The sequence below is a fragment of the Rhizobium sp. UGM030330-04 genome (assembly GCF_003208455.1).
GTDB classification, from domain to species: Bacteria; Pseudomonadota; Alphaproteobacteria; order Rhizobiales; family Rhizobiaceae; genus Agrobacterium; species Agrobacterium rhizogenes_A.
In genome coordinates this window covers 13,507-39,809 of the sequence record NZ_QKML01000007.1, presented here as the reverse complement: position 1 = coordinate 39,809, position 26,303 = coordinate 13,507, and the positions used below count along the sequence as shown (strand labels likewise).

The 26,303-nt window shown below is 60.5% G+C and carries 18 protein-coding genes and 2 tRNA genes; 19 read left to right on the top strand and 1 reads right to left on the bottom strand.

Going from position 1 to position 26,303, the window contains the following annotated elements; genetic code table 11:
* Window positions 1-132 precede the first annotated feature (132 nt).
* From glmM to N434_RS12180, 8 genes are all read left to right on the top strand, one after another.
* The gene (gene glmM / locus N434_RS12215; RefSeq protein ID WP_110758057.1) at window positions 133-1,485 is read left to right on the top strand and encodes a phosphoglucosamine mutase; all 1,353 of its coding nucleotides are present in this window, start codon (window positions 133-135) and stop codon (window positions 1,483-1,485) included.
* Window positions 1,486-1,666: 181 nt separating this feature from the next.
* A complete protein-coding gene (locus tag N434_RS12210) occupies window positions 1,667-2,512 on the top strand; it encodes an outer membrane protein (protein ID WP_110758055.1) in 846 nt (281 codons plus the stop codon).
* A gap of 212 nt (window positions 2,513-2,724) precedes the next feature.
* Complete coding sequence (locus N434_RS12205; protein WP_110758053.1) at window positions 2,725-3,903, top strand: phosphoserine transaminase; 1,179 nt, start codon at window positions 2,725-2,727, stop codon at window positions 3,901-3,903.
* Between the two features lie 82 nt (window positions 3,904-3,985).
* Window positions 3,986-5,581: a phosphoglycerate dehydrogenase gene (gene serA / locus N434_RS12200; RefSeq protein ID WP_065117412.1), complete on the top strand. Its 1,596-nt coding sequence runs from the start codon at window positions 3,986-3,988 to the stop codon at window positions 5,579-5,581.
* Window positions 5,582-5,805: 224 nt separating this feature from the next.
* A complete protein-coding gene (locus N434_RS12195) occupies window positions 5,806-6,879 on the top strand; it encodes a Tim44 domain-containing protein (RefSeq protein WP_110758052.1) in 1,074 nt (357 codons plus the stop codon).
* A gap of 456 nt (window positions 6,880-7,335) precedes the next feature.
* Window positions 7,336-8,526: an OpgC family protein gene (locus N434_RS12190; RefSeq protein WP_110758050.1), complete on the top strand. Its 1,191-nt coding sequence runs from the start codon at window positions 7,336-7,338 to the stop codon at window positions 8,524-8,526.
* Between the two features lie 206 nt (window positions 8,527-8,732).
* Complete coding sequence (mnmA, locus tag N434_RS12185; RefSeq protein ID WP_110758337.1) at window positions 8,733-9,929, top strand: tRNA 2-thiouridine(34) synthase MnmA; 1,197 nt, start codon at window positions 8,733-8,735, stop codon at window positions 9,927-9,929.
* A gap of 247 nt (window positions 9,930-10,176) precedes the next feature.
* Window positions 10,177-10,253 (top strand) — tRNA-Met (locus N434_RS12180).
* 663 nt (window positions 10,254-10,916) lie between these two features.
* On the opposite strand, the gene N434_RS12175 is transcribed toward N434_RS12180, so the two are convergent.
* Window positions 10,917-10,991, bottom strand: a tRNA-Gly gene (locus tag N434_RS12175).
* A gap of 257 nt (window positions 10,992-11,248) precedes the next feature.
* Here N434_RS12175 and N434_RS12170 point away from each other — a divergent pair.
* The 11 genes from N434_RS12170 (at window position 11,249) to N434_RS12120 (ending at window position 26,296) form a co-directional block, all read left to right on the top strand.
* Window positions 11,249-11,758 carry a prolyl-tRNA synthetase associated domain-containing protein gene (locus N434_RS12170; RefSeq protein WP_065117416.1) on the top strand — a complete coding sequence of 170 codons (510 nt, stop codon included), beginning with the start codon at window positions 11,249-11,251 and terminating at the stop codon, window positions 11,756-11,758.
* Window positions 11,759-11,812: 54 nt separating this feature from the next.
* Window positions 11,813-12,781 carry a thioredoxin gene (gene trxA / locus N434_RS12165; RefSeq protein WP_110758049.1) on the top strand — a complete coding sequence of 323 codons (969 nt, stop codon included), beginning with the start codon at window positions 11,813-11,815 and terminating at the stop codon, window positions 12,779-12,781.
* Between the two features lie 68 nt (window positions 12,782-12,849).
* On the top strand, window positions 12,850-13,521 hold the full coding sequence (locus N434_RS12160; RefSeq protein WP_174034657.1) for an LON peptidase substrate-binding domain-containing protein: 672 nt from the start codon (window positions 12,850-12,852) through the stop codon (window positions 13,519-13,521).
* A gap of 10 nt (window positions 13,522-13,531) precedes the next feature.
* Entirely contained in the window at window positions 13,532-13,720 is a 189-nt protein-coding gene (locus N434_RS12155) for a Trm112 family protein (RefSeq protein WP_065117419.1), read from the top strand.
* A 119-nt stretch (window positions 13,721-13,839) separates the two neighbouring features.
* Window positions 13,840-19,296: an alpha-2-macroglobulin family protein gene (locus N434_RS12150; protein ID WP_110758046.1), complete on the top strand. Its 5,457-nt coding sequence runs from the start codon at window positions 13,840-13,842 to the stop codon at window positions 19,294-19,296.
* Window positions 19,293-21,371 (top strand): penicillin-binding protein 1C, encoded by a 2,079-nt coding sequence (pbpC, locus tag N434_RS12145; protein WP_181423958.1) that lies wholly within the window; start codon window positions 19,293-19,295, stop codon window positions 21,369-21,371. Before N434_RS12150 ends, pbpC begins: the two co-directional genes overlap by 4 nt.
* 377 nt (window positions 21,372-21,748) lie before the next feature.
* Entirely contained in the window at window positions 21,749-21,886 is a 138-nt protein-coding gene (locus tag N434_RS25780; protein ID WP_161991342.1) for a hypothetical protein, read from the top strand.
* Window positions 21,886-22,812, top strand: coding sequence for a substrate-binding domain-containing protein (locus N434_RS12135; protein ID WP_065117463.1), 927 nt, complete (start codon window positions 21,886-21,888; stop codon window positions 22,810-22,812). Before N434_RS25780 ends, N434_RS12135 begins: the two co-directional genes overlap by 1 nt.
* An 86-nt stretch (window positions 22,813-22,898) precedes the next feature.
* Complete coding sequence (locus tag N434_RS12130) at window positions 22,899-24,434, top strand: sugar ABC transporter ATP-binding protein (RefSeq protein WP_110758043.1); 1,536 nt, start codon at window positions 22,899-22,901, stop codon at window positions 24,432-24,434.
* 35 nt (window positions 24,435-24,469) lie between these two features.
* Window positions 24,470-25,483 (top strand): ABC transporter permease, encoded by a 1,014-nt coding sequence (locus tag N434_RS12125; protein WP_046799878.1) that lies wholly within the window; start codon window positions 24,470-24,472, stop codon window positions 25,481-25,483.
* Between the two features lie 57 nt (window positions 25,484-25,540).
* The gene (locus N434_RS12120) at window positions 25,541-26,296 is read left to right on the top strand and encodes a sulfite exporter TauE/SafE family protein (protein ID WP_236774974.1); all 756 of its coding nucleotides are present in this window, start codon (window positions 25,541-25,543) and stop codon (window positions 26,294-26,296) included.
* Window positions 26,297-26,303 lie beyond the last annotated feature (7 nt).

Sequence of the window (26,303 nt, the reverse complement as noted above, 5' to 3'; positions counted from 1 at the left end):
AGTTTGGTAACAAGATATAAGCCATTTTTGCGGTAATTTACGTGCTGTTTATCGTGGTTTGTGGCATCTAGCCAAAAAACGCTTCCGGCTGTTTTCAGCTTTGCCGGAATGCCCAAGAGATTTGGAGTTCAAATGGCACGCCGTTATTTCGGTACCGATGGTATCCGTGGACAATCGAACGTCTTCCCGATGACACCAGACCTCGCAATGCGTGTGGGCATTGCGGTCGGGACGATTTTTCGCCGTGGTCACCATCGCCACCGCGTCGTAATCGGCAAGGATACGCGGCTTTCCGGCTATATGCTCGAAAACGCGCTGGTCGCCGGCTTCACCGCAGCCGGCCTCGATGTCTTCCTGCTCGGCCCCATTCCGACGCCGGCCGTCGCCATGCTGACCCGGTCGCTGCGCGCCGATATCGGCGTGATGATCTCGGCCTCGCACAACCCCTTTTCCGATAACGGCATCAAGCTTTTCGGACCGGACGGATACAAGCTTTCCGACGAGCTGGAACTGGAAATCGAGAATCTTCTCGACAAGGATATCTATGCCCAGCTTGCCAAGCCGAGCGAAATCGGCCGTGCCAAGCGTGTGGATGGCGACATCTATCGTTATATCGAATTCGTAAAACGCACCCTGCCGCGTGATGTGACGCTGAGCGGGCTGAGGATCGCCATCGACTGCGCCAATGGTGCCGCTTACAAGGTGGCGCCCGCAGCACTCTGGGAACTGGGTGCGGAAGTCGTCACCATCGGTAATGAACCGAACGGCATCAATATCAATCTCGAATGTGGCTCCACCCACCCTGAAGCCCTGCAGAAGAAAGTGCATGAAGTGCGCGCCGATATCGGCATTGCGCTGGATGGTGATGCGGACCGCGTCATCATTGTCGACGAACGTGGCGAGATCGTCGATGGCGATCAGCTGATGGCTGTCATTGCAGATAGCTGGGCGGCCGACAACACGCTGCGCGGTGGCGGCATTGTCGCGACCGTCATGTCCAATCTCGGGCTGGAGCGCTTCCTTGGCGACAAGGGCCTTACCCTTGCCCGCACCAAGGTCGGTGACCGCTATGTCGTCGAGCATATGCGCAACCACAATTTCAATGTCGGCGGTGAGCAGTCCGGCCATATCGTTCTGTCGGATTACGGTACCACAGGTGACGGTCTCGTCGCGGCCCTGCAGGTTCTCGCCAAGGTCAAGCGCTCCGGCCTCACGGTCAGCGAAGTGTGCCGCAAGTTCGAGCCGGTGCCGCAGCTTTTGAAGAACGTCCGCATCTCCGGCGGCAAGCCGCTGGAAAATCCGGTCGTGCAGCAGGCGATCGCGGATGCGGAAAGCGCATTGGCCAATAATGGCCGCCTCGTCATCCGTCCTTCCGGCACGGAGCCGCTGATCCGCGTCATGGCGGAGGGGGACGACAGCGCCAAGGTGGAGAAGATCGTCAACGATCTCGTCGGCGTTATCTCCAATGCCCGCTCGGCCGCGTGAGCAGTGCCAAATAGAATGGTCAAAAGCCGGCTTCCCAGCCGGCTTTTTCTTTGAGTATTTCCTAATAAATATAGTGAATGATCGTGGTTAATCGGGACTTAACCATTTTACGCCACTCTCCGTGACTGAACAGTTCACTGGCAGCTGCTGCAACGCATGTGCCTCTTCTGGAGTGGAAGTCATGAAAAACGCCCTGGCCGGATTTCTGGCCGTTCTGCTGACCGGCACAAGCGCCGTCGGCGCCGATCTTTATCAGGCCGAACCGGCGCCTGCCTATGTCGAGGCACCTGAAGTGCAGATCACTCAGGCAAGCGGCTGGTATCTTCGCGGCGACGTCGGTTATTCCTTCAACAAGCTGCGCGGCGCCCATTATTATCAGGGTGGGCCGGGTGGATATCTGCAGGATTTCGAAACTGCAAAGATCAAGGACAGCTACATCATCGGTGCCGGTGTCGGTTATCAGTTCAACAACTATTTCCGCAGTGACGTGACCTTCGACTACATGGGCAAGTCGGATTTCCGCGGCTCCACGGTGGGCGGCTGCGGCTCGGTCACCGGTCCCTGTGTCTCGACGGACCTTAGCTCGCTGCAAGCTTATACGCTGATGGCGAACGCCTATGTCGATCTCGGCACCTATGGCCGCGTTACGCCTTATGTCGGTGGCGGTATCGGCGGTTCCTACGTCAAGTGGGACAAGCTGCGCAATACCTCCTGCAGCACCAACGGTCTCGGCTGCGACCCGACCACCGAACATGGCGGCAAGGGCAAATGGCGCTTCGCTTACGCCCTGATGGCCGGTGCGTCGATTGACGTCACCTGTAACCTGAAGGCCGATATCGGCTATCGTTTCCGCCACATCAACAAGGGCGACATGTTCGCCTATGAGAACGGTGGCGGTCCGGGCCGCGACAAGGGCCTTTATTCGCATGAAGTGCGTGTCGGTGGCCGTTATGTCTTCAACGGCTGCGATACGGCACAATACATGCCGCCTGCCGATATTCCGCTGCAGCCTGCCGTTTATAAATAAACGTCACGCCCCGCTGTTAGCTTCAGACCGTCCGCATCCTTTGGGTGCGGGCGGTTTTGTTTTGCCGGTATCGGACACGGGGCATGACGCATATGGACCAAGATTCTTCTGCGTAGCGACATATTCCGCTTGACTGGGATCGGCGACAGGAATAGCAACGGCGTCAGGACACCTCTCCCTAACGAGAGGCGCCTATCTGAAAGGGTAGTTAAATGACAGATATCGTGAAGCCGGACGTCCGTCCGGGCAATACGCATTTTTCCTCTGGTCCCTGCTCGAAGCGTCCCGGTTGGTCGCTGGAAGCTCTCTCCGATGCGCCGCTCGGTCGCTCGCATCGCGCCAAGGTTGGCAAAGCCAAGCTGAAGCAGGCCATCGATCTCACCCGTGAAATTCTTGCTGTTCCTGCCGATTATCGCATCGGCATCGTTCCCGCATCCGACACCGGCGCCGTTGAAATGGCGCTCTGGTCGCTGCTCGGTGAGCGCGGCGTCGACATGCTCGCCTGGGAAAGCTTCGGCGCTGGCTGGGTCACCGACGTCGTCAAGCAGCTGAAGCTGAAGGACGTCCGCAAGTTCGAGGCTGATTACGGCCTGTTGCCGAACCTTGCCGAAGTCGATTTCGACCGTGACGTGGTTTTCACCTGGAACGGTACGACCTCTGGTGTTCGCGTTCCCAATGCCGATTTCATCCCGGCGGACCGCAAGGGCCTGACCATCTGCGACGCCACCTCGTCGGCCTTCGCACAGGATATGGACTTTACGAAACTCGACGTCGTCACCTTCTCCTGGCAGAAGGTTCTGGGCGGCGAGGGCGGCCATGGCGTCATCATTCTGTCGCCGCGCGCTGTCGAGCGTCTCTTGAGCTACGCGCCGGCATGGCCGCTGCCGAAAATCTTCCGCATGGTCTCTGGTGGCAAGCTGATCGAAGGCATCTTCACCGGCGAAACCATCAACACGCCGTCCATGCTCTGCGTTGAAGATTATATCGACGCGCTGCTGTGGGCGAAGAACCTCGGTGGCCTCAAGACGCTGATCGGCCGTGCCGATGCCAATGCCAAGGTTATCTACGACTTCATCGAGAAGAATGACTGGATCGCCAACCTGGCCGTCAAGCCGGAAACCCGCTCCAACACCTCCGTCTGCCTGAAGATCGTCGATCCCGAAGTGCAGGCGCTGGATGCCGCCGCACAGGCCGATTTCGCCAAGGGCGTCGTCGCCCTGCTCGAAAAGGAAAATGTCGCTCTCGATATCGGCGCCTACCGTGACGCACCGTCCGGTCTGCGTATCTGGGCCGGCGCCACCATCGAGACGGCGGACATGGAAGCCGTCATGCCCTGGCTTGCCTGGGCCTACCAGACGCAGAAGGCAGCACTTTCCAAGGCTGCCGCCTGATTTTGATACCGGCCCTGCGTTGATGCAGGGCCGTATATTCCCCGCTTTCAAAACTGCACCGCTTTCAAGGAGCCCGTGAACCATGGCACCTCGCGTACTCGTATCCGACGAACTGTCGGAAACCGCCGTCCAGATCTTCCGCGATCGTGGCGTCGAAGTCGATTTCCAGCCGAAGCTCGGCAAGGACAAGGACAAGCTTGCCGAAATCATCGGTAACTACGATGGTCTTGCCATCCGTTCTGCCACCAAGGCGACCGAAAAGCTGATCGAGGCTGCGACCAACCTCAAGGTCATCGGCCGCGCCGGCATCGGCGTCGATAATGTCGATATTCCGGCCGCCTCGCGCCGCGGTATCATCGTCATGAACACGCCCTTCGGCAACTCCATCACGACAGCCGAACATGCGATTGCGCTGATGTTCGCCGTTGCGCGCCAGCTTCCTGCCGCCGACAGCTCCACGCAGGCCGGCAAGTGGGAAAAGTCGAAATTCATGGGTGTCGAGATCACCGGCAAGACGCTTGGCGTTATCGGCGCCGGCAATATCGGCTCCATCGTCTGCTCGCGTGCACTCGGCCTCAAGATGCATGTTCTGGCCTATGACCCCTTCCTGTCGCCCGAGCGTGCGCAGGAAATGGGCGTGACCAAGGTTGAACTGGACGAGTTGCTGGCGCAGGCGGATTTCATCACCCTGCACGTGCCGATGACTGACAAGACGCGCGGCATCCTCAATGCCGAAAACCTGGCCAAGACCAAGAAGGGCGTGCGTATCGTCAACTGCGCCCGCGGCGGTCTGGTGGATGAAGCAGCCCTTGCCGAAGCCATCAAGTCCGGCCACGTTGCCGGTGCCGGCTTTGACGTGTTCGAAGTCGAGCCTGCCACCGAAAGCCCGCTTTTCGGCCTGCCGAACGTCGTCTGCACACCGCATCTCGGTGCTTCGACCACGGAAGCACAGGAAAACGTCGCCCTTCAGGTTGCCGAGCAGATGTCGGACTACCTCGTCAAGGGTGCGGTTTCCAACGCCATCAACATGCCGTCGATCACGGCTGAGGAAGCACCGCGCCTGAAGCCGTTCATCCGTCTGGCGGATGTTCTCGGCTCCTTCGTCGGTCAGGTGCAGGAAAGCGCCACCAAGGAAATCGAAATCCTTTATGATGGCGCAACCGCCAGCATGAACACGAAGGCGTTGACCAGCGCCCTGCTGGCCGGCCTTATCCGCAGCCAGGTTGCGGATGTGAACATGGTTTCCGCCCCGGTCATGATCAAGGAAAAGGGCATCATCCTTTCCGAAGTCAAGCGCGACAAGACCGGCGTTTACGACGGCTACATCAAGCTGACGGTCAAGACGGAAAACCAGATCCGCTCGGTCGCCGGCACGGTGTTCTCGGATGGCAAGCCGCGCTTTATCCAGATCAAGAACATCAACATGGATGCTGATGTCGGATCGCACATGATCTACATCACCAATACCGACGTTCCCGGCATGATCGGCTTCATGGGCACCACGCTCGGCGAAGCGGGCGTCAACATCGCCAACTTCCAGCTCGGCCGTGAAAAGGAAGGCGGCGACGCCATCGCGCTTCTTTATGTGGATGGTCCGGTTTCCGAAAACGTGTTGGACAAGCTGCGCGCCAACCCGGCAATCCGCCAGGTCAAGCCGCTGACCTTCAACGTCGACTGATCTTATCGTTCCTCCCAAGGGGACAATAAGGCCCGGTGCAGGGGAGACCCTGCGCCGGGTTTTCGTTTTTCCAGCCACCGGTTTTACCGCAATGCCCGCCAGCCTCGCGTTTTGGTTGCATATCACAAAAAATTTAAGGCAGGTGCTCTAAAAATGATGATCATGAGTTGCTATATCGCCTGCTGACATGCCGCTCATGGGAGGGCGGCCAACAGGAGATAACGATGTTTGCTGCCTTTCGGCGCTTCAAGGGTTTGTTCGCAGTCGCCGCACTTGGTATCGCGGTGTCTTTCGTGGCGGTTGATATGGCAGAAGCACGCCGTGCGAGCGGTGGCTTCGGCAGCCGCGGCACGCGGACCTATTCCGCTCCGCCTTCGACCAGCACCGCGCCCGGCCAGACCGCGCCGATCAACCGCAGCATGACGCCGAACACCAATCAGGCAGCGCCGAGCGCAGCCCAGCCGGCCCGTCCGGGCGCACAGGCGCCGCAGCAGAACCGCGGCCTGTTCGGCGGTATGATGGGTGGCTTGATGGGCGGCCTGTTGATGGGCGGTCTGTTCGGCATGCTCATGGGCGGCGGTTTTGGTGGTATGGCCGGTTTCTTCGGCATGCTGCTGCAGGTGGCGCTGATCGGCCTTCTGGTCATGCTCGCCATGCGTTTCTTCGCATCGCGCCGTCAGGGCCAGCCCGCTTATGGTGCGGCCGGCGGATCGCAGCGCACGGATCACTCCGGTTCGTCCTTTAATGGCGGCTCGCAGGCAGGCGCTTCCGCGTCTTCGTTCAAGATTCCGAAGATCGGCGCACTGGCGGGTGCTGCCAGTGGTGCGGCGGCCACAGCCGCTGCGGCGAAGCCGGCTCCTCATGCCAATGCCATGTCGGAAGGTGATGAAATCGGTATCACCCAGGGTGACCTCGAAATCTTCCAGAAAATGCTGGAGGACGTGCAGGCTGCTTATGCCGCCGAGGATTATGGCACGTTGCGCAAACTGACGACGCCGGAAGCCATGTCCTATCTGGCCGAGGAACTGAGCGACAACGCCACGAGCGGTGTGAAGAACGACGTGCGCGACGTGACGCTGCTGCAGGGCGATGTCGCGGAAGCCTGGCACGAAGAGGGGCAGGATTACGCAACGGTGGCAATGCGCTACTCCGCCATCGACGTGATGCGTGACCGTACCTCCGGCAAGGTGATCGAGGGTGACGAACAGCATCCGTCCGAAGCGGTGGAAATGTGGACCTTCGTGCGCCGCCCCGGCAATGACAACTGGCAGGTGGCCGCCATTCAGGCCGCGGCCTGAGACAACCGGACTGACCTTTATTGACGAAATGGCCCGGAGGTTTGGCGACCTCCGGGCTTTCGTTTGTCCGCGCGGTTCGGTCATGGGTAAATGAAAGCGGATCAGCGGTGAAAAAAACGACTGATAAATCTAACGGGTGATATCTCCCGCCTCGAAAGATGATGATCCGTGCTTTGCCCTGCCATGCAGGGGTTTGCGCTCTTTTGCGGGAGGTATCCCGTCGGCGCATGGCTCGGATACTCCACCGAATTGCCTTTTTTCATTCATCCGACATTCAGTCCCGACGTCCTAACCACGGAGCATACACGTCAATGTGACTTTTCGCGCCGGTTCTAAACCGCTTTGGAAAGGGAACCTCAGGCGCAAAACAGCGTTGACAATCCAATCCCCGGCCCCTCCCAAGCCGGGCTGGGTGGCCGGGCAATGCAGGCCCTGCGAGAACGGAGAGCTATCGAGATGAAACGCTTTGACCTGATCGACGGGATGCGTGGTTACTTCCTCGTTTTCATGCTGATCAACCATCTGGTGTTTGCCGGCGGCTTCTGGCTGGTGGAGATCAATCACCGGCAGTTTGCCTTTGTCGAGGACGCGCAGGGCTTCGTGTTCCTGTCCGGCCTGCTGATCGGCATGGTCTATGCGCGCAAGATGATGAAATACGGCTATGATGCCGGCAAGCAGATGATCTGGAACCGGGCAATGGAGCTTTATCGCTATGCGATGGGTCTTGTCATTGCCGTGCTGTTCTTCCGCATGGTCATCCCGCATGCACCCTATATCTGGTACAACTGGCTGGGCATGACGTCGTTTGACGATCCCCTGCGTCTTGCCGCCATTGCGGCCTTCCTGTTCCAGCCGACTTTCATGGATATTCTGCCGCAATATATCGTCTACATGATCTTTGCGCCGGTGCTGGTGAAGCTCTGCCTGGATGGCAAGTGGGCCTATGTCATGGCCGGCTCCCTGCTGGTCTGGATGGCGGGCCAGCTTGGCCTGCAGCAGATCGTGACAGTCCCGCTCAACGAACTCGTCAAGGGTGCGGACGAGCAGGGTATCCGCGTCAGCTTCAACCTGCTCGGCTGGCAGCTGGTGTTCTATTCCGCGCTGGTGATGGGCGCGATGACGGCGCAGAACCGTATTCCGTGGAAGGCGATCTTCTCGCCTGAGCATACCTGGCTGCCGAAGGCGGCGCTCGTCATCTGCCTGTTCTTCATGCCGCTGCGCATCGCCACCGCCTGGGGCCTGATGCCGGAATTCATGATGGGCAAATTTTCCACCATGGAAATCCGCGCCGATTTCGGCCCGGTCTATCTCATCAACTTCCTCGCCGTCGGCATTGGCCTGACCTGGCTGGTGATCGCAGGCCCGAAGCACCACCGCCCGCTCGTGCGCTCCATTGCGGAGGGCGTCATCTGGGTGCTGTCGCTGAAGTTCCTGCAATTGCTCGGCCGCCATTCGCTGCAGGTCTATGTCTGGCACGTGGCGATCGTTTATGGCGTCTATTATCTGGATGGCCGCACGGCGGAGCTGTCGCAGCTCAACAAGACGCTGATTGCCTTCACCGCTATCGGATTGCTGGCCCTGCCAGCCCTGTGGCGGGAGCGCGACAGGTGGTTCGGCAGCAGCGGTCAGAAGACGGCCGGCGCCTGACGGCCGGTCCCAGCCCGAATCTGGTGGCTTTGCGGGGCGGTTTTCCGCCCCGTACTTGCGTGCGCGGCCATTCCTTTCTATATGCAGCCCTTAAATCCGCAGGATAGTGAGCCAGAACAGTCCGATTTTCGGCTGGTGCCCGCGTTGCGGATGACCGACAGGCGGCGGGGCCTTTACCCCCGTTATGACTGACGATGGGAAAAAACGTGAATACGCTCGATTTTGACAAGAGGCCGGAAGATACCCGGATCGTTGTCGCCATGTCCGGTGGCGTCGATTCTTCCGTGGTGGCCGGCATCCTCAAGCGCGAGGGCTATGATGTCCTCGGCATTACGCTCCAGCTTTACGACCACGGCGCTGCCGTGCACCGCGCCGGCTCCTGTTGCGCGGGGCAGGATATCGACGATGCGCGCAGGGTCTCCGAAACGCTCGGTATTCCCCACTACGTGCTGGATTATGAAGCGCGGTTTCGTGAAACCGTCATCAATCCCTTTGCCGAAGCCTATGCGATGGGCGAAACGCCGATCCCCTGCGTGGCCTGCAACCAGACGGTAAAATTCGCCGATCTGCTCGCCACCGCGCAGGAACTGGGCGCCGATGCGCTGGCGACCGGCCATTACATCCGCTCGCGCCCCAATCCCGTTTCCGGCCAGCCGGGGCGGCGTGCGCTTTATCGGCCGATTGACAGCGACCGTGATCAGAGCTGGTTCCTGTTTGCAACCACGCAGGAGCAGATCGACTATCTGCGCTTTCCGCTTGGCGGCCTCTCCAAGGCCGAAACGCGGGCGCTGGCGGAAGATATGGGGCTTGTCGTGGCCAAAAAGGCCGACAGTCAGGACATCTGTTTCGTACCGCAGGGCAAATATACCGATATCATCAACAAGCTGAAGCCGAATGCGGCTCTGGCGGGCGATATCGTGCATCTCGACGGGCGCGTGCTCGGCCGCCACGATGGCATCGTGCATTATACAATCGGCCAGCGCCGCGGTATTGGCGTTGCGACGGGCGAGCCGCTTTACGTGGTGCACCTCGATGCACGCGGACGCCGGGTCATTGTCGGCCCGCGCGAGGCGCTGGAAACCCGCCGTGTCTATCTTCGCGACATGAACTGGCTGGGCGATGCCGAACTGGCGACTGACGCCGGCAAGGGCTTTGCCTGCTTTGCCAAGGTGCGCTCCACACGCCCGCCGACGGAAGCGATGCTGCATGCCGACGAAAACGGCATCTATGTCGATCTGATGACCGGCGAGGCCGGTGTTGCCCCCGGCCAGGCCTGCGTGCTCTATTCCGCACCTGGTGCTGACGCCCGCGTCTGGGGCGGTGGCTTCATTGAACGTTCGGAACGTTCGGCGGAAGCGGAAGCTTCTCTCAAGGCGCTTCTGGAAAAGCCGGTCGCAGCCTGAACCACGCAGGTTTCGCCGCCGGATCATGGAGATTTCAGGTCCGATCGACCTGAAATCTCAAACGCGCTCTCAATGAAAGAATGCGGGCGGGATTTCACACGAAAACCGCTCGCACGCCTTGTTATCCCCGCTCTCGTGGAAAGCGAATTTTTTGCGCATCTTGCGCTTGACACTTTGGGGAGCGGCACCTTATAAGCCGCACATCCTGATGGAGCGGCCAGTCACATGACTGTCACGTTTCCCCTGTGGCGGGGTAGCTCAGGTGGTTAGAGCAGCGGAATCATAATCCGCGTGTCGGGGGTTCAAGTCCCTCTCCCGCTACCATTTTCATCCAACATATCGAGAAAAACGGCGAGTGCCTGCCCGTGTCTTTGTGTGTCTGCGAAGGTACGCAAAGCCTCTCGTGGCATCCCTGCGATTGGCGGTCGCCAAAAAAAGGGAAACCCGCTTACTGCCAAAATGCAGCCAGCGGGTCTCAACCTCTACCCCCTCCCACAAGGGCGGGTGAACAAAAGCACATTGATTGAATTATGGCAAGATCATGGCGAGCATATTGTTGCCGTGGACGGCTGCCTTCGCCAATTTAACGGCGAATAGGCGGGCCTGACGGGCTTTCCTGCGTTTCGGATGCCGCGCCGGCAGGAGGCGATGTTCTCAGAACAGCGCATTCCGGGCTGATTCGAACAGGTGTTTTCAGCCGCATTCGATTGAGACGTCGGTTTTAGTCGTGGGATGATGTACAGGAGACTGTGTTATTTCACACGGCGTTCGTCGCAAAAAAATGCCCGCTCAGGGCGGGCAATTCAGAGGGGAACCGAGGTTGGGAGCCTCGCGTCTGAAACGGCCATTCATGATATAAGTTCCGCACGCGCGATAATTTCACGTCTGCTCTGCTGCAGGAGCGGTAGTGAGTGACGAAGTTTGCAGGCGCGACACGATCCGCCATGAAAGGCGCGTGTCTTACTGGAAATCTGTCTCTGGAAAATTTGGAGCGGGCGAAGGGATTTGAACCCTCGACCCCAACCTTGGCAAGGTTGTGCTCTACCCCTGAGCTACACCCGCTCAAATCCACCGGTCCGGGGTAGTTCGCTGAACCGTAGGTCACCACGTTGCGGCGACGGGCGCTATATCGCTCAATCGATTTTGGAATGCAACAGGGAAATGACAAAAACGCGAAAATTTCTTTGAAAAATGCGACAAGCGGCGGAAATGATTGAGAGTTTTTCATCCTCCTGTTTTTTCGTGCGTTGCCAAGCGCCGGTTGCGCCCTTAATCAGGAATGTAATGATATCGCAATCGGCAAAGGCGGGCGGCAGAATATGGCGGAGAATTCTCCCAAGACGGCAACGGATCTGTTCGGGTTTCTGGACGGGCTCGGCATTTCCCACACCACCAAACAGCATGAGCCGGTATTTACCGTCGCTGAATCCCAGTCGCTGCGCGATCTCATTCCGGGAGGTCACACGAAGAACCTTTTCGTGAAGGACAAGAAGGATCAATATTTCGTTCTGACTGTCGAGGAAAACGCGGTCGTTGATCTCAAGAGCGTTCACAAGACGATAGGTGCCGCAAGCCGCGTTTCTTTCGGCAGGCCGGAAAAAATGCTCGAATATCTGGGCGTGGTGCCGGGATCGGTGACGGTATTCGGCGCCATCAACGACACCGGCCGGCAGGTCACCTTCGTGCTTGATAGTGGCCTTCTGGAAAACGAACTGGTCAATGGCCATCCGCTTTCCAACGACCAGACCACGACGATCGCGTCGAAGGATCTTATTCGCTTTCTCGAGGCGACCGGACATGCGCCGCTTGTCTTGAAAGTCAGCGAGTGAGATACGATCTTTGCTTCAACCAAGACAATACGACAGAGATTACGGGAGACCGGCATGAGCGGCACGAACAATCCTTACGGCAGTTCCTATGGCGGACAGATGTCTGCGAGCGCGCAATATAGCGGGGATCTGAACGGTGCGGCCTCCGGTCACATCAAGGACACCACGACGGCTGCCTTCTCCAGGGATGTTCTCGAGGAATCGCGCCGCCAGCCGGTTCTGGTGGATTTCTGGGCGCCCTGGTGCGGTCCGTGCAAGCAGCTGACGCCGGTGCTGGAAAAGGTTGTCAACGAGGCGAATGGCCGTGTGAAGCTCGTGAAGCTGAACATCGACGATCACCCGTCCATTCCGGGCCAGCTCGGCATCCAGTCCATTCCCGCCATCGTCGCCTTTGCCGATGGCCGGCCGGTGGACGGTTTCATGGGCGCTGTGCCGGAAAGCCAGATCAAGCAGTTCATCGACAAGATTGCCGGGCCTGACGCGGGCGATCCGAAAGCCGAGATCGAGGCCATTCTGACCGAGGCGAAGCAGCTTCTGGCGGATGGCGATTTTAACGGCGCAGCACAGCTGTTCGGCGCCGTCATGCAGGCCGATCCGGAAAATCCGGGGGCAATTGCCGGTATTGCCGAATGCATGATCGCTGCCGGTCAATATGAGCGGGCCAGCGAACTGCTCTCTTCCCTGCCTGCGGAACTGGGTGAAGATGCGGGTATTCAGCTCGTTTCGAAAAAGATCGCTCAATATGAGGAAGCCCGGAAGATCGGCGACCCGGTGGCGCTGGAAAGCGATCTGGCGCTCAATCCCGATCATCACGAGGCGCGGGTGAAGCTTGCCAAGGTGCTGAATGCACAGGGGCGGCGTGATGAGGCGGCGGACCATCTGCTCTACGTCATGCGCAAGGACCGGACCTTCGACGATGACGGCGCGCGCCGCCAGCTTCTGGAGTTTTTCGAGGCCTGGGGCTTCAAGGATCCGGCAACCGTCGCTGGCCGCCGGAAGCTTTCGGCGATACTGTTTTCGTAATGCGGGCATATCCCGGCCATGGCGGTTGATCCGCCAGCCGGGCAGCAGTGAACAGGGGGCTTGATCCCATGCACGTCGGAAATGCGAGATATATGAAGAACGACGACCTGCCGGAAACCGTGCCGGTCTTTCCGCTGCCGGGTGCGCTGCTCCTGCCGGAGGGTCATCTTCCGCTCAATATTTTCGAGCCGCGATATCTTGCCATGATCGACACGGCGCTGGCGGGCCACCGGCTCATCGGCATGGTGCAGCCGGCCCTTCACGTCATAGAGGCAGGGCTTGAGGGCGGACCTCTGAGCGCGGTCGGATGTCTCGGCCGCATTACCTCCTTTTCCGAAACCGGCGATGGCCGCTACATCATCTCGCTCACCGGGGTATGCCGTTTCCGCCTGCTGGAAGAGGTGGAGGCCGGCAAGCCCTATCGCAACTTCCGTCATGCGCCTTTCATCGCCGATCTCTCCGGTGAATATGATGAAGAGGCGGTGGATCGGGAAAACCTGCTGCGGGTTTTCCGGGCGTTTCTGGATGCCAACCAGCTGGAGGCGGATTGGGAAAGCGTGGAAAGGGCGGGCAACCGTGTTCTTGTCAATTCGCTTTCCATGATGTCTCCCTTCGGGCCGGCGGAAAAACAGGCGCTCCTGGAAGCGCCTGATCTGAAGACGCGGGCCGAAACATTGATCGCCATCACCGAGATCGTCCTTGCCCAAGGATCGGGTGAGGGCGGCAACGTGCTGCAATAGGATCGCCGCCATGGATGACAGGATGAGCAATGTCGATCCGAAGTTGCTGGAGCTGCTGGTCTGTCCCCTGACGAAGGGGCGCCTTTCCTATGACCGCGCCCGCAATGAACTCGTCTCCGAGAGCGCAAGGCTTGCCTATCCGATCCGTGACGGCGTGCCAATCATGCTGATTTCCGAGGCGCGCAAAATAGAAGACTAATCTTCCCGTCCGCTCGCCCGTATCGATTGTCATGTTGTGAATTGACGAAGATGCGTTGACAACCATGCGTGGATTTGACCAGAGTCCCGCCCGACATGTCTGTTGCGGGGAGAATACTGATGTCGTTGCGCGCGCTCGTCCGGATTTCGCTGGTTGCGGTCACAACCGCCCTCATTTTTCCGCCGGCCATGGCGGCGGAGCCATCCCGCAAGGTCGTTACCACCCAAAACGGCGATTATTTCGGCTTCGATCTTCGAACGGAGCAGAATGTCTCGCTGGAACAATGCGGCGAGATTTGCGTGGGCGATACCGCTTGCAAGGCCTTCACCTACAATCCCAAGGTGAAATGGTGCTTCCTCAAATCGGATTTCAATCAGCTGAATGCCTTCCCCGGCGCAGTTGCCGGCAAGATCGTCGAGGTGGCCACGGAAGCCGATATCGGCGCACCGCAGCGCCTGTCCTTCGTCACTGACAGCCTGCAGCAGGAAGCGCGCCGGCTGAAATCCGGCCTTGCGGCAAATGACGGTGAGGGCGGACAGGGCGTGGAAGCCCTCGTGCAGACGGCGCGGCAGCAGGCGGCCGCGGGCAATGTTCCCAATGCGGTCTCGACCTACAAGCAGGCCCTTGCGATCACACCTGATGACGGCGCTCTCTGGGCCGAACTGTCGGAAAAGGCGGCGCAGGTCACTGATAATTATTCGATTGCCGGGCAGGCGGCGTCCGCCGCCATCAACGCCTATCAGCTGAGCCGCACGGTCAGCGCCCGTACCGAGGCCCTGAACCGGCTGGCGAAGGCTTTCGAAAGAACCCAGAATTATCGCGCAGCGCTCAGTGCCTATAAGGAGAGCCTTGCGCTCACCGACAATGCGCAGACCAAGGCGGCTTATGTCGACCTACGCGCGCGTCAAGGGTTCCGCGTCATCAACAATACGGTGGATACGGATAGCGTCAGCCCGCGCGCCTGCGTGCAGTTTTCCGAACCGCTGGTGAAGAACGGCGTCGATTATTCCTCCTTCATCACGCTGGATGGGGCAGCGCCAAAGGCCATCGAGGCGAAGGGCAGCGAAATTTGTGTGGAAGGCCTGACTCATGGCCAGCGCTACAAGATCGCGTTTCGCGCCGGCCTGCCGTCTTCTGTGGACGAGCCGCTGGAAAAGCAGGTCGACCTCGACATTTACGTGCGCGACCGTGCCGCCACCGTGCGCTTCACGGGTGAGAATTTCGTGCTGCCGGGCACGGTGCGCCGCGGCATCCCCATTGTCTCTGTTAATGCCGACAAGGCCGATCTGAAGCTCTATCGCGTCGGTGACCGCAACATCACCTCGCTGCTCGCGAATTCGCAGTTTCTGACGCAGATGGACGGCTACAATGCCGACCGCATCGAAAACGAGATCGGCGAACTCGTCTGGCAGGGTTCGATCGATATCCAGCCCGACCTCAACAAGGATGTGGTGACGAGCTTCCCGGTGGATGAGGCCTTGCCGGAACGCAAGCCTGGCATCTATGTGCTGACCGCCGTGCCGCCCGGCACCGCGCCGGAAACCTGGGACTCGCGCGCCACGCAATGGTTCCTGGTCTCCGATACCGGCATCACCACCTATGCCGGAACCGACGGGCTCAACGTCTTTGTCCGTGCACTCGGCAGCGCGAAGCCGCTCGCGGACGTGGATTTGCAGTTGCTCGCCAAGAATAACGAGGTGCTTGGCACCGCAAAGACCGATGCGGACGGCCGCGCGGTATTTTCCGCCGGCCTGATGCGCGGCACCGCCGCGCAGGCACCGGCAATCCTGACGGCGCGCAACGGCGACAAGGACTATGTGTTCCTCGACATGACCCGCGCTGGCTTCGATCTCTCGGATCGTGGCGTGACGGGGCGTGCAGCACCCGGCGCGATCGATGTGTTCAGCTGGACCGAACGCGGTATCTACCGCGCCGGCGAGACCGTGCATGCCGCAGCGCTTGCCCGCGATGTCGACGGCAAGGCAATTGAGGACCTGCCGCTCACTTTCATCTTCTCTCGCCCTGACGGTGTCGAGGACCGGCGTTTCGTCAGCGACGGCAAGGCGCTGGGCGGCCATGCGGTTGATCTGCCGTTGCAGGCAAATGCCATGCGCGGCACCTGGACGCTGCGCATCCATACCGACCCGAAGACGGCTGCCATCAGCGAAAAGAGCTTCCTCGTTGATGATTTCGTGCCTGATCGCACCGAGTTCGATCTTTCCAGCAAGGCAAAACAGATCGACCCGGCTGCGGAAACGGCAATCGACGTCGATGGCCGTTATCTCTATGGCGCGCCCGCAGCCGGCCTGACGCTGGAAGGCGAGGTCGCGATCAAGCCGACGCGTACCAGCGCCAATTTCGAAGGTTATTTCTTTGGTCTGGCCGATGAGGAAAGCGAAGAAGAAAACCGCACCACGCTTGCCGATCTGCCGGTTCTGGATGAAGAGGGCAAGGCGAGCTTCAATGTCGATCTGACCGACCTGCCCTCCACCACGCAGCTGCTTTCCGCCAACATCACCGTGCGTATGCAGGAGGCGGGTGGGCGTGCCGTGGAGCGCTCGCTGACGCTGCCTATCAAGGCGGAAGCCTCTGTCATCGGCATCAAGCCGCAATTTTCCGGCGATCTCGCCCAGAATTCCGTCGGTCGTTTCCACATCATCGGCGTTGATGCCGATGGCGTAAAACAGGCGATGAGCGGCCTCAACTGGAAGCTCATCAAGGTCGAGCGGAACTATCAATGGTATCGTCAGGGCAATTCCTGGCGTTACGAGCCGGTGGAATATACCAAACAGCAGGAAGCCGGCAGCTTGTCCGTCGATGCCAATGGCGGCGAGATTTCCGTGCCCGTCACCTGGGGCCGCTACCGGCTGGAAGTGGAGGGTGCTGGTAATGGCGCACCGGTTTCCAGCGTTGAATTCGATGCCGGTTTTTATGTCGAGGCAAGCTCGACCGAAACGCCGGATGCGCTGGAAATCGCGCTGGACAAACAGAGCTACAAGATCGGTGATACGGCGAAACTCAAGGTTTCCTCACGTTTTGCCGGCGAGCTGATGATCACGTCCGGTTCCGAGAAGCTGATTTCCGTTCAGAATGCCGAGATCGGCGCGGATGGCGGCGAAATCGACATTCCGGTCACCGAGGAATGGGGTGCGGGCGCTTACGTCACCGCCACGCTGTTCCGGCCCGGCGATGCGCAGGAAAGCCGCATGCCGATGCGCGCCATCGGCATCAAATGGCTTGCCGTCGATCCGGCCGAGCGCAAGCTTGCCGTCACCCTCGGCGCGCCGCAGAAGACGCTGCCGCGCCAGCCGCTTGAAATTCCGATCACGGTTGCGGGCGCTGGTGTCGGCGAAAAAGCCTATGCCATCGTTGCGGCCGTGGATGTCGGCATCCTGAACCTCACCCGCTATGAGCCGCCGAAGCCGGATGAATGGTATTTCGGCCAGCGCCGGCTGGGGCTTGAAATCCGCGACCTTTATGGCCGCCTGATTGACGGTTCGCTTGGTACCACCGGCCGGTTGCGCACCGGCGGTGATGGCGCAGGCGCCGCCCTTCAGGGCAGCCCGCCCACCGAAAAGCTGGTGGCCTTCTTTGCCGGTCCGGTCGAACTCGACGCTAACGGCAAGGCGACGGTGAGCTTCGATATTCCGCAGTTCAACGGTACAGCGCGCATCATGGCGGTGGCCTGGACGAAGACGGGTGTTGGCCACGCGGTCTCCGATGCCGTCATCCGCGATCCCGTCGTGGTCACGGCCAGCGCGCCGAAATTCCTCGCCCCCGGTGATGTCTCGCAATTGCGGCTCGATATCGCCAATACCGATGGCGAGGCCGGCGACTACCGGCTGGACGTGACGAGCAACACGGCCTTGACGGTTGATCAGGGAGAGATGTCGCAGACCTTGGCGCTGCAAAAGGGCGGTAAGTCGTCGCTGACGGTTCCGCTGACGGGCGAACAGCCCGGCAATGGCGCAATCACCATCAAGGTTTCCAATGCTGCGGGTGTCTCGCTGGAGCAGGTTCTGAATGTTCCGGTGCGCCCGGCCGTTCTGCCTGTCACAACGCGGCGCGAAATCAAGATCGCGCCGAACAGCAGTCTGACGATCAACGGCGATCTTCTGGCCGACAGCATGCTTCTCGGCTCTTCGGTCGCCGTCAACGTAACGCGCTCGCCTGCCTTTGATATTCCGGCGTTGGTGATGATGCTGGACAAATATCCTTACGGCTGCGCCGAGCAGACGACGAGCCGCGCTCTGCCGTTGCTCTACCTTTCGGAGCTGACGAAGGACAGCGGCATGGCCGAAGACCCCGATACCCGCAAGCGGGTGCAGGAGGCGATTTACCGGGTGCTGTCCTTCCAGTCGAGTTCCGGCAGCTTTGGCCTCTGGTCGCCGGGTTACGGCGATCTGTGGCTTGATGCCTATATCAGCGACTTCCTGACCCGCGCCCGCGAGCAGAATTATGATGTTCCCGAAGCGGCCATGGTGCAGGCGCTGAACAATCTGCAGAACGGTCTGTCCTATGACAGCAACGTCAAGGATCGTGGTAACGAGATCGCCTATTCGCTTTATGTGCTGGCGCGCAACCGCAAGGCGGCGATCAACGATCTGCGTTATTACGCCGATACGGCGCTTGCCGATTTCCCGACGCCGCTCGCCAAGGCGCAGGTTGCCGCCGCCCTTTCGCTTTATGGCGATCAGGCCCGTTCGAAGGCCGTGTTCGGCGCTTCGCTCGATATGGCAAGCCGTGCCACCAATGTCAGCTTCTCGCGCGCGGACTACGGCTCTGCGCTGCGCGACGGCGCGGCGACGCTGGCGCTTGCGGCCGAAAGCCGTCCGGTTCCGGCCGTCGTGCCGCAGCTTGCCGGTGCGGTGGCCAAGGAATGGGAAAAGAAGCCCTATACCAGCACCCAGGAACAGGCCTGGATGCTGCTGGCCGCCCGTGCCGTCAAAGGCGAGGACAAGGATATCCGCCTCGACGTGAACGGCGACCTGCAGACCGGCGGTTTCGGCAAGCGGATGAGCGGCGATGAATTGCTGGCCGCTCCATTGAAGATCGCCAATGCCTCGGCCGATCCGGTCACGGCCGTTGTCACCACGGTCGCGCCGCCGGCTCAACCGCTTGCGGCGGGCGGCGAAGGCTTCACCATCACCCGCACCTATTATTCCATGGATGGCGAGGAGGTGAACCCGAGCGAGGTCACGCAAAACGAGCGTTATGTCGCGGTGCTGAACGTCGTGCCGCAAAATAACTGGCAGTCGCGCATTCTCGTGACGGATCTGCTGCCCTCCGGTTTCGAAATCGACAATCCGAGCCTCGTCAATTCGGCAGCGCTTTCGAATTTCGACTGGTTGCCGGAAACGGAAGCGGCCCATACCGAATTCCGCTACGACCGCTTCGTGGCGGCCTTCGACCGCTCGGCCGGCGACAGTTCGGAGATCACGCTTGCCTATGTCGTCCGCGCCGTTACTCCGGGCACCTATGACCATCCGGCAGCCTCTGTTGAAGATATGTATCGGCCGCAATTTGCCGCCCGCACGGCAACCGGCCGCATGGAGGTGCGCTCGGCAACCCCATGAGGCGACGCAAGGCGATCATCGTCGGCATCGTGTCAGCCGCGCTGCTTCTCGGCGGCGCGGCCTTCGGTCTTGATGCACTGGACAAGGCCTATCCGCCGCCGCTGGAGGCTGCGCAGCAACGATCCTTCGAGGTGTTGGACCGCGACGGCAAGCTGTTGCGCGCCTTTGCGACAGCGGATGGCCGCTGGCGGCTGAAAACGACTGCAGCCGATGTCGATCCGCAGTTCCTGCGCATGCTGGTCGCTTATGAGGACCAGCGGTTCTACGATCATCACGGGGTCGACCCATGGGCGCTTATGCGCTCCGCCTGGCAACTGGCCAGCAACGGCCGGATCGTCTCCGGCGCTTCGACTCTTTCCATGCAGGTGGCGCGGCTGATCGAGCCGCGCGCCGACCGCTCATTCTCGGCAAAATTGCTGCAGGCCATGCGGGCGCTCCAGATCGAAAGACGGCTCGACAAGGCTGATATCCTCGATCTCTATCTGAATATCGCGCCCTATGGCGGCAATCTCGAAGGCGTCAGGGCCGCAAGCCTCGCCTGGTTCGGCAAGGAGCCGGGCCGGCTCGATACGGCGGAGGCGGCCCTGCTGGTGGCGCTGCCGCAGCTGCCGGAGAAACGTCGTCCGGACCGTTTTCCGGAAGCGGCAAGGCAGGCGCGCGAGCGGGTGCTGCAACGGCTTGCCGTCGAGCGCGTGGTGGGCGAAGGGGAAGCGGAGCGGGCGTCTCTTTCCGCCGTGCCCGCCAGCCGGCGCGACCTGCCGGCTTATGCGCCGCATATGGCCGTCGCCGCGCGGGCGAAATTTCCGAATATCACAGAGGCGCGCTCGACGCTGAAACTGCCGATCCAGCGGGAACTCGAGAGGGTTGCCCGCCATGCGGCGGAAAAGCTCGGCGACAAGGTTTCCGTCGCGATCGTCATGGCCGATGCGCAGACCGGCGATATTCTCGCGGAGGTCGGCTCGGCGGATTATCTCGATACGGCGAGGCGTGGTTTCGTCGAGATGAGCCGGGCGGTGCGCTCGCCGGGCTCCACCCTGAAGCCGTTCATCTATGGCCTTGCCTTTGAAGACGGTCTTGTCGGGCAGGAAACCATCATCGAGGATCGCCCGGCGGATTTTTCCGGTTATCGGCCGCGCAATTTCGATATGCATTATCAGGGCGATGTGAGCATCCGGCAGGCCCTGCAACTGTCGCTCAACGTACCCGCCGTCAAGCTGCTGGATGCCGTCAGCCCATCGGCGCTGATAGTGCGGTTCCGGCGGGCGGGCGTCCGGCTGGTGCTGCCGTCAAGCGAGGCGCCCGGACTTGCTATTGCGCTTGGCGGTGCGGGTATTTCGCTTGTTGATCTGGTGCAGCTTTATGCCGGGCTTGCCGGCAGCGGTGATCCCGTGCGGTTGGGCGACGGCGTCCGCTCAATCCCTGAGCGCCTTGCCGGTGACCGGCTGTTTTCCGATGCCGCGATCTGGAATGTCTCTGACATACTCTCCGGCGTGCTGCCGCCGCTTGGCATGAAACAGCGTGGCATCGCCTACAAGACAGGTACGAGTTACGGTTACCGTGATGCTTGGTCGGTGGGCTATGACGGGCGGCACGTGATCGGTGTCTGGGTCGGCCGGGCTGATAATGGCGCGGTGCCGGGTATTGCCGGTTACGCGACAGCGGCCCCGATCCTGTTTGAGGCCTTCGCAAAATCCGGTGTAGCGATCACGCCGATGCCCGGCGCACCCGCCGGTGTCGCACGCGTTGCCGTCACCGACCTTCCCGCCAACCAGCGGCGTTTCACCCTGACCGCAAGCGGCCTGCTTTCGGCCTCGAGACGCGAAAGCGCCCCGCGTATCGTTTATCCGCCGGAAGGAGCAAGGGTTGAGCTTTCCGGCCAGTCGGGCATTTCACCGCTGGTGCTGAAGCTGCAAGGCGGGCGTGCTCCTTTCCGCTGGCTCGCGAATGGCATGCCTCTGCCCGACGCTTCCCATCGCCGCAACAGCGAGTGGCGACCCGAGGGGCAAGGGTTTTCCACCCTCACGGTGATCGATGCCGATGGCCGCGCCTCGAGCGTGCGGATTTTCGTCGAGTGAGTTTTGCGGCCTGACGGTGCCGCTTTCAACTGCCGTTCCCCAAAAAGCGATATTGAGCATATCCAGGAAAAGTGGCTCCCGGGTTTCCCTCCGGAAATGCGACAACGCTCCAGTCACACGGTGCGGTCGGTGAAGCCGCGGCATCCGGGCCAGGCGCTCTCCCCAATCATCTTCCGGTGGATGATGCCCCCGTGGACCACGACTGAGATTTTGGAAATTTTATTGCCGTATAGAAATTCTGCAATTTTTGTTGCGAATCCTATTCCATCCCGCTATGTTGAAACTGCGCCCGGAAAATACCCGGTCGCATGGGAGAGACGGGCGCAGCACTAAAGCTGCGCGCAAACAGTGCTGCCGTTTCGACTGATCGACAGGACATGACTTCGCTTGAGGCGGATTTTGCTGCTGCATCCGTCACCGGCGAAGCCATGCCTGGAGACGGCCGGGAGGCGCCGGTTTGGGTGATCGCACACATTCGTCACGTGCGGGGAAAAGAGGAGGAGAAAATCTCGTGATCAAAAAAATCGTAATCACAACCGCATTCTGCGCCCTGATGGCAAACGCTGCCCATGCCGAGAAGATCGGCGTGGCAATGTCGCTTTTCGACGACAATTATCTCACCGTATTGCGTCACAACATTCAGCGCCATGCCAAGGACCTCGGCGTCGAAGTCCAGATGGAAGATGCGCAGGGCGATATCGCCCGCCAGCAATCGCAGATCGAAAACTTCGTGGCGGCTGGCGTTGATGGCATCATCACCATGCTGGTGGATGCGGATTCCGGCAGGGCGATGTCGAAGATCGCCGATCAGGCGGGTATCCCGCTGGTCTTCGTGAACATGCTGCCGGCCAATATGGAAAAATTCCCGGAAAAGCAGGCATGGGTCGGTTCCAATGAGGAACAGGCCGGCGAATTGCAGGCGACCGAGGTTTGCAAGCTTGCCAGCGGCAAGGGCGATGCGGTCATTCTTATGGGGCAACTCGGCACCACCGGCCAGCGTGGCCGCACCGCGGCGGCCGAACGTGTCCTCAAAAGCGATGCCTGCAAGGACATCAAGTTACTGGACGCGCAGACCGCGAACTGGATGCGCACCCCAGCCATGGACCTGATGACGAACTGGATCACATCCGGCATGAAGCCGACCATCGTGCTTGGAAACAATGATGAGATGGCGCTCGGCGCGATCCAGGCGTTGAAATCATCCGGCGTCGGCATGAAGGATGTCATCGTCGCCGGTGTTGACGCAACGCAGGATGCGCTGGCGGCGATGGAAGCGGGCGACCTTGACGTCACCGTCTACCAGTCCGCCAAGGGGCAGGGCGAAGGATCGCTCGATACCGTCCTTAAAATCGCACGCGGTGAAAAGTTCGAGCACAAGGTCGATGTGCCCTTTGAACTCGTCACCCCTGCCAATGTCGCTCAATACAAGTCCAACAACTGATTTGTGGCCGGCGACCGGGCACTGCCTCGGTCGCCGGCACAGCAAATCACGGCCCGGCCACTGGCCGGATAAAGGACGGGTGAGATATGATTTCCACAACCACCTTAGAGGCGATCGAACGCTTCAAGCAGGCCGCCGGCCCCTACCTTCTCGAAATCGAGGGGGTGCGCAAGGAATTTCCGGGTGTCGTTGCGCTGGATGATGTGCAGTTTCGGCTGCGCCCCGGTTCCGTGCACGCGCTGATGGGCGAAAATGGCGCTGGCAAGTCGACGCTCATGAAGATCATCGCCGGTATTTACAGCCCGGATGCCGGCACCGTCAGGCTGCGGGGAGAGGATGTCCGCCTCAAAAGTCCGCGTGATGCACTGGAGCGCGGCATCGCCATGATCCATCAGGAGCTGGCGCTGATGGACTGGATGAGCGTGGCGGAGAACATCTGGATCCGCCGCGAGCCGAAAAACCGTCTCGGCCTCATAGACCATGCGAGAATGCTGGCGGAGACGCAGGCGCTGTTTAACCAGCTGAAGATCAATATCGATCCGGCGGCGGAGGTCAGCACGCTGACGGTGGCGCAGCGGCAGATGGTCGAAATCGCCAAGGCCGTCAGTTACCAGTCCAGCGTGCTCATCATGGATGAGCCGACATCCGCGCTCACGGAGTCCGAGGTCGCGCATCTCTTCGATATCATCCGCGACCTGCGGTCACGCAATATCGGCATCGTCTACATCACCCACAAGATGAACGAGCTGTTCGAGATCGCCGACGAGTTTTCGGTGTTCCGCGACGGGCGATATGTCGGAACCCATGCGAGCACCGATGTCACGCGCGACGACATCATAAAAATGATGGTCGGACGCGAGATCACCAACATGTTTCCCAAGCAGGAGGCATCGATCGGCGACGTGGTTCTCGAGGTCCGCGATCTCGGCTTGTCCGGCGTTTTCCGCGGTATTTCCTTCGATCTGCATCGTGGCGAAATCCTCGGCGTGGCGGGGCTGGTGGGATCCGGCCGTTCCAACGTCGCCGAAGCGATTTTCGGAGTGGTGCCGGCGAGCGAAGGGACCATCCGCATCAACGGTGCCCCGGTCACGATCCATTCGCCAGCGGATGCGATGCGCAGGGGCATGGCGCTGCTGACGGAAGACCGCAAGGCAACCGGCTGTTTTCTGCCGCTCTCGATCCTTGAAAACATGCAGATCGCGGCCCTCCAGAATGGCCATGCGGCGATGGGTTACGTCGATGAGCGCGGTTTGACGGTGCTGTGCAACGACATGAAGAAGGCACTGCGTATCAAGACGCCCGATCTCGACGAGCGGATCGAAAACCTGTCCGGCGGCAACCAGCAGAAGGTGCTGATCGCCCGCTGGCTTCTGACGAAACCGGCAATCCTCATTCTCGACGAGCCGACGCGCGGCATCGATGTCGGCGCCAAGGCAGAAATCCATCGCCTGATTTCCAGTCTGGCGAAGGAAGGTGTCGCCGTCATCATGATCTCGTCGGAACTGCCGGAGGTTCTCGGCATGTCCGACCGGATTGTCGTGATGCATGAGGGGCATATGACCGGGATTCTCGATCGCGCCGAAGCGGACCAAGTCAAAATCATGGAACTGGCGGCCCGCTGAGGCTGCGACGGCGGTAACGCCGGGGAGGAAAAATCATGGATAGCGTACAGACCGAACCGGTCGAACGGAAAAGGCGCAAGCTGCCGCAGGAACTGAATATTCTGACCGTGCTGATCGGCGTCGCACTTGTGTTTGAGTTGCTCGGCTGGTTCGTGCAGGGGCAGAGCTTTCTCGGCAGCCCGCAGCGCCTGACGATCATGATCCTGCAGGTCTCCGTCGTCGGCATCATCGCCGTCGGGGTCACCCAGGTCATCATCACCGGCGGCATTGACCTCAGTTCGGGCTCGGTGGTGGCGATGACGGCCATGATCGCCATGAGTTTTGCGCAAAGCAGCGATTTCGCCCGGGCGATCTATCCGGCGCTCACCGATATGCCCGTGGTGGTGCCGCTGGCCGTCGGCCTCGGTCTCGGCCTGATCGCCGGCATCGTTAACGGCATGCTCATCGCGGTGACGGGAATACCGCCCTTCATCGCCACGCTGGGCATGATGGTGACCGCACGCGGCATCGCCAAGTGGTATACGAAGGGGCAGCCGATCTCCTTCCCGACCGAGAGCTTCGCGTCGATCGGCTCGGGGGCATGGCCTGTCGTCATCTTCCTGCTCGTCGCCGTTACCTTCCACATTGCTCTGCGCTATACGCGTTATGGCAAGTTCACCTATGCGATCGGCGCGAACATGCAGGCGGCCCGGGTGTCCGGCATCAATGTCCAGCTGCATCTGGTCAAGGTCTATGCCATTGCCGGCCTGCTCGCGGGCCTCGCTGGCATCGTCACCGCCGCCCGTGCGGAAACGGCGCAGGCCGGCATGGGCATGATGTATGAACTCGACGCCATCGCTGCGGCGGTGATCGGCGGCACATCCCTTTCCGGTGGGCGGGGGCGCATTTTCGGCACCGTTATCGGCACGGTGATCCTCGGTCTGATGATGTCGGGCTTCACATTTCTGCGTGTGGATGCTTACTATCAGGAGATCGTCAAGGGACTGATCATCGTCAGCGCGGTCGTTGCTGATGTCTACCGTCAAAAAGCCCGGCTCAGGAAGGGCTGATATCCATGCGCGCGGTGCCCCGGCAGGGGTGCCGGCGGCAATGCCGAGGAGATGCACTTGAACCTTTTCAACTCTCCTCTGGAACTGGGCGTCACCGTGCTTGCCGTCGTGCTGGTCGGGCTTTCCAAGGGCGGGCTCGGCGGCATGAGCCTGCTTGGCGTGCCGCTGATGGCGCTGGTGATGTCACCGGTCACGGCAGCCGCCATCCTGCTGCCCATTCTGGTAGTCATGGACATGGTCGGCGTGGCCGCTTGGCGCAAATGGGTCGACTGGCGGATCATGCGCCAGCTTCTGCCGGCAGCCGTTCTCGGCATCGGGCTTGGATGGATGACCGCCGAGATCACCTCGGATGCCGTGGTGCGCCTGATCGTCGGCCTTGTCTCGGCCGTGTTCGTGCTGCGCGTCGTGCTTTCAAGGGGCGTTCTGGTGACGGTTGCGAAAGAGCGGCCGATGGCGGGACGGTTCTGGAGCCTGCTTGCGGGTTACACCAGTTTCGTCGCCCATGCGGGTTCGCCGCCGCTGCAGGTCTACCTGCTGCCGCTTCGTATGGACCCGAAGGTTTTCACCGGCACCAATGTGATGTTCTTTGCCATCACCAATGTGCTGAAGCTCGTGCCTTATGCGGCTCTCGGCGGTTTCGGCGCGCAGAATCTCGGCCGCGCCGCCCTGATGGTGCCGTTGGCTATCGTCTCCACATGGCTTGGCGCCTGGACGGTGCGCCACATGCGCGCCTCGATCTTTTATCCGCTGACCTATGTGTCCGTGGCGCTGGTGGCGGTGAAGCTGATCTGGGACGGCGTGACAGGGCTTTGAGTGTGGG

Excerpts from the sequence above, each read along its gene's own strand:
- glmM (WP_110758057.1), top strand. The coding sequence starts at position 133 with ATGGCACGCCGTTATTTCGGTACCGATGGTATCCGTGGACAATCGAAC.
- N434_RS12210 (WP_110758055.1), top strand. The coding sequence starts at position 1,667 with ATGAAAAACGCCCTGGCCGGATTTCTGGCCGTTCTGCTGACCGGCACA.
- N434_RS12195 (WP_110758052.1), top strand. The coding sequence starts at position 5,806 with ATGTTTGCTGCCTTTCGGCGCTTCAAGGGTTTGTTCGCAGTCGCCGCA.
- N434_RS25780 (WP_161991342.1), top strand. The coding sequence starts at position 21,749 with ATGACTTCGCTTGAGGCGGATTTTGCTGCTGCATCCGTCACCGGCGAA.
- trxA (WP_110758049.1), top strand. The coding sequence starts at position 11,813 with ATGAGCGGCACGAACAATCCTTACGGCAGTTCCTATGGCGGACAGATG.
- N434_RS12190 (WP_110758050.1), top strand. The coding sequence starts at position 7,336 with ATGAAACGCTTTGACCTGATCGACGGGATGCGTGGTTACTTCCTCGTT.
- N434_RS12205 (WP_110758053.1), top strand. The coding sequence starts at position 2,725 with ATGACAGATATCGTGAAGCCGGACGTCCGTCCGGGCAATACGCATTTT.
- N434_RS12130 (WP_110758043.1), top strand. The coding sequence starts at position 22,899 with ATGATTTCCACAACCACCTTAGAGGCGATCGAACGCTTCAAGCAGGCC.
- N434_RS12155 (WP_065117419.1), top strand. The coding sequence starts at position 13,532 with ATGGATGACAGGATGAGCAATGTCGATCCGAAGTTGCTGGAGCTGCTG.
- N434_RS12150 (WP_110758046.1), top strand. The coding sequence starts at position 13,840 with ATGTCGTTGCGCGCGCTCGTCCGGATTTCGCTGGTTGCGGTCACAACC.
- N434_RS12125 (WP_046799878.1), top strand. The coding sequence starts at position 24,470 with ATGGATAGCGTACAGACCGAACCGGTCGAACGGAAAAGGCGCAAGCTG.
- serA (WP_065117412.1), top strand. The coding sequence starts at position 3,986 with ATGGCACCTCGCGTACTCGTATCCGACGAACTGTCGGAAACCGCCGTC.
- pbpC (WP_181423958.1), top strand. The coding sequence starts at position 19,293 with ATGAGGCGACGCAAGGCGATCATCGTCGGCATCGTGTCAGCCGCGCTG.
- N434_RS12160 (WP_174034657.1), top strand. The coding sequence starts at position 12,850 with ATGCACGTCGGAAATGCGAGATATATGAAGAACGACGACCTGCCGGAA.
- N434_RS12170 (WP_065117416.1), top strand. The coding sequence starts at position 11,249 with ATGGCGGAGAATTCTCCCAAGACGGCAACGGATCTGTTCGGGTTTCTG.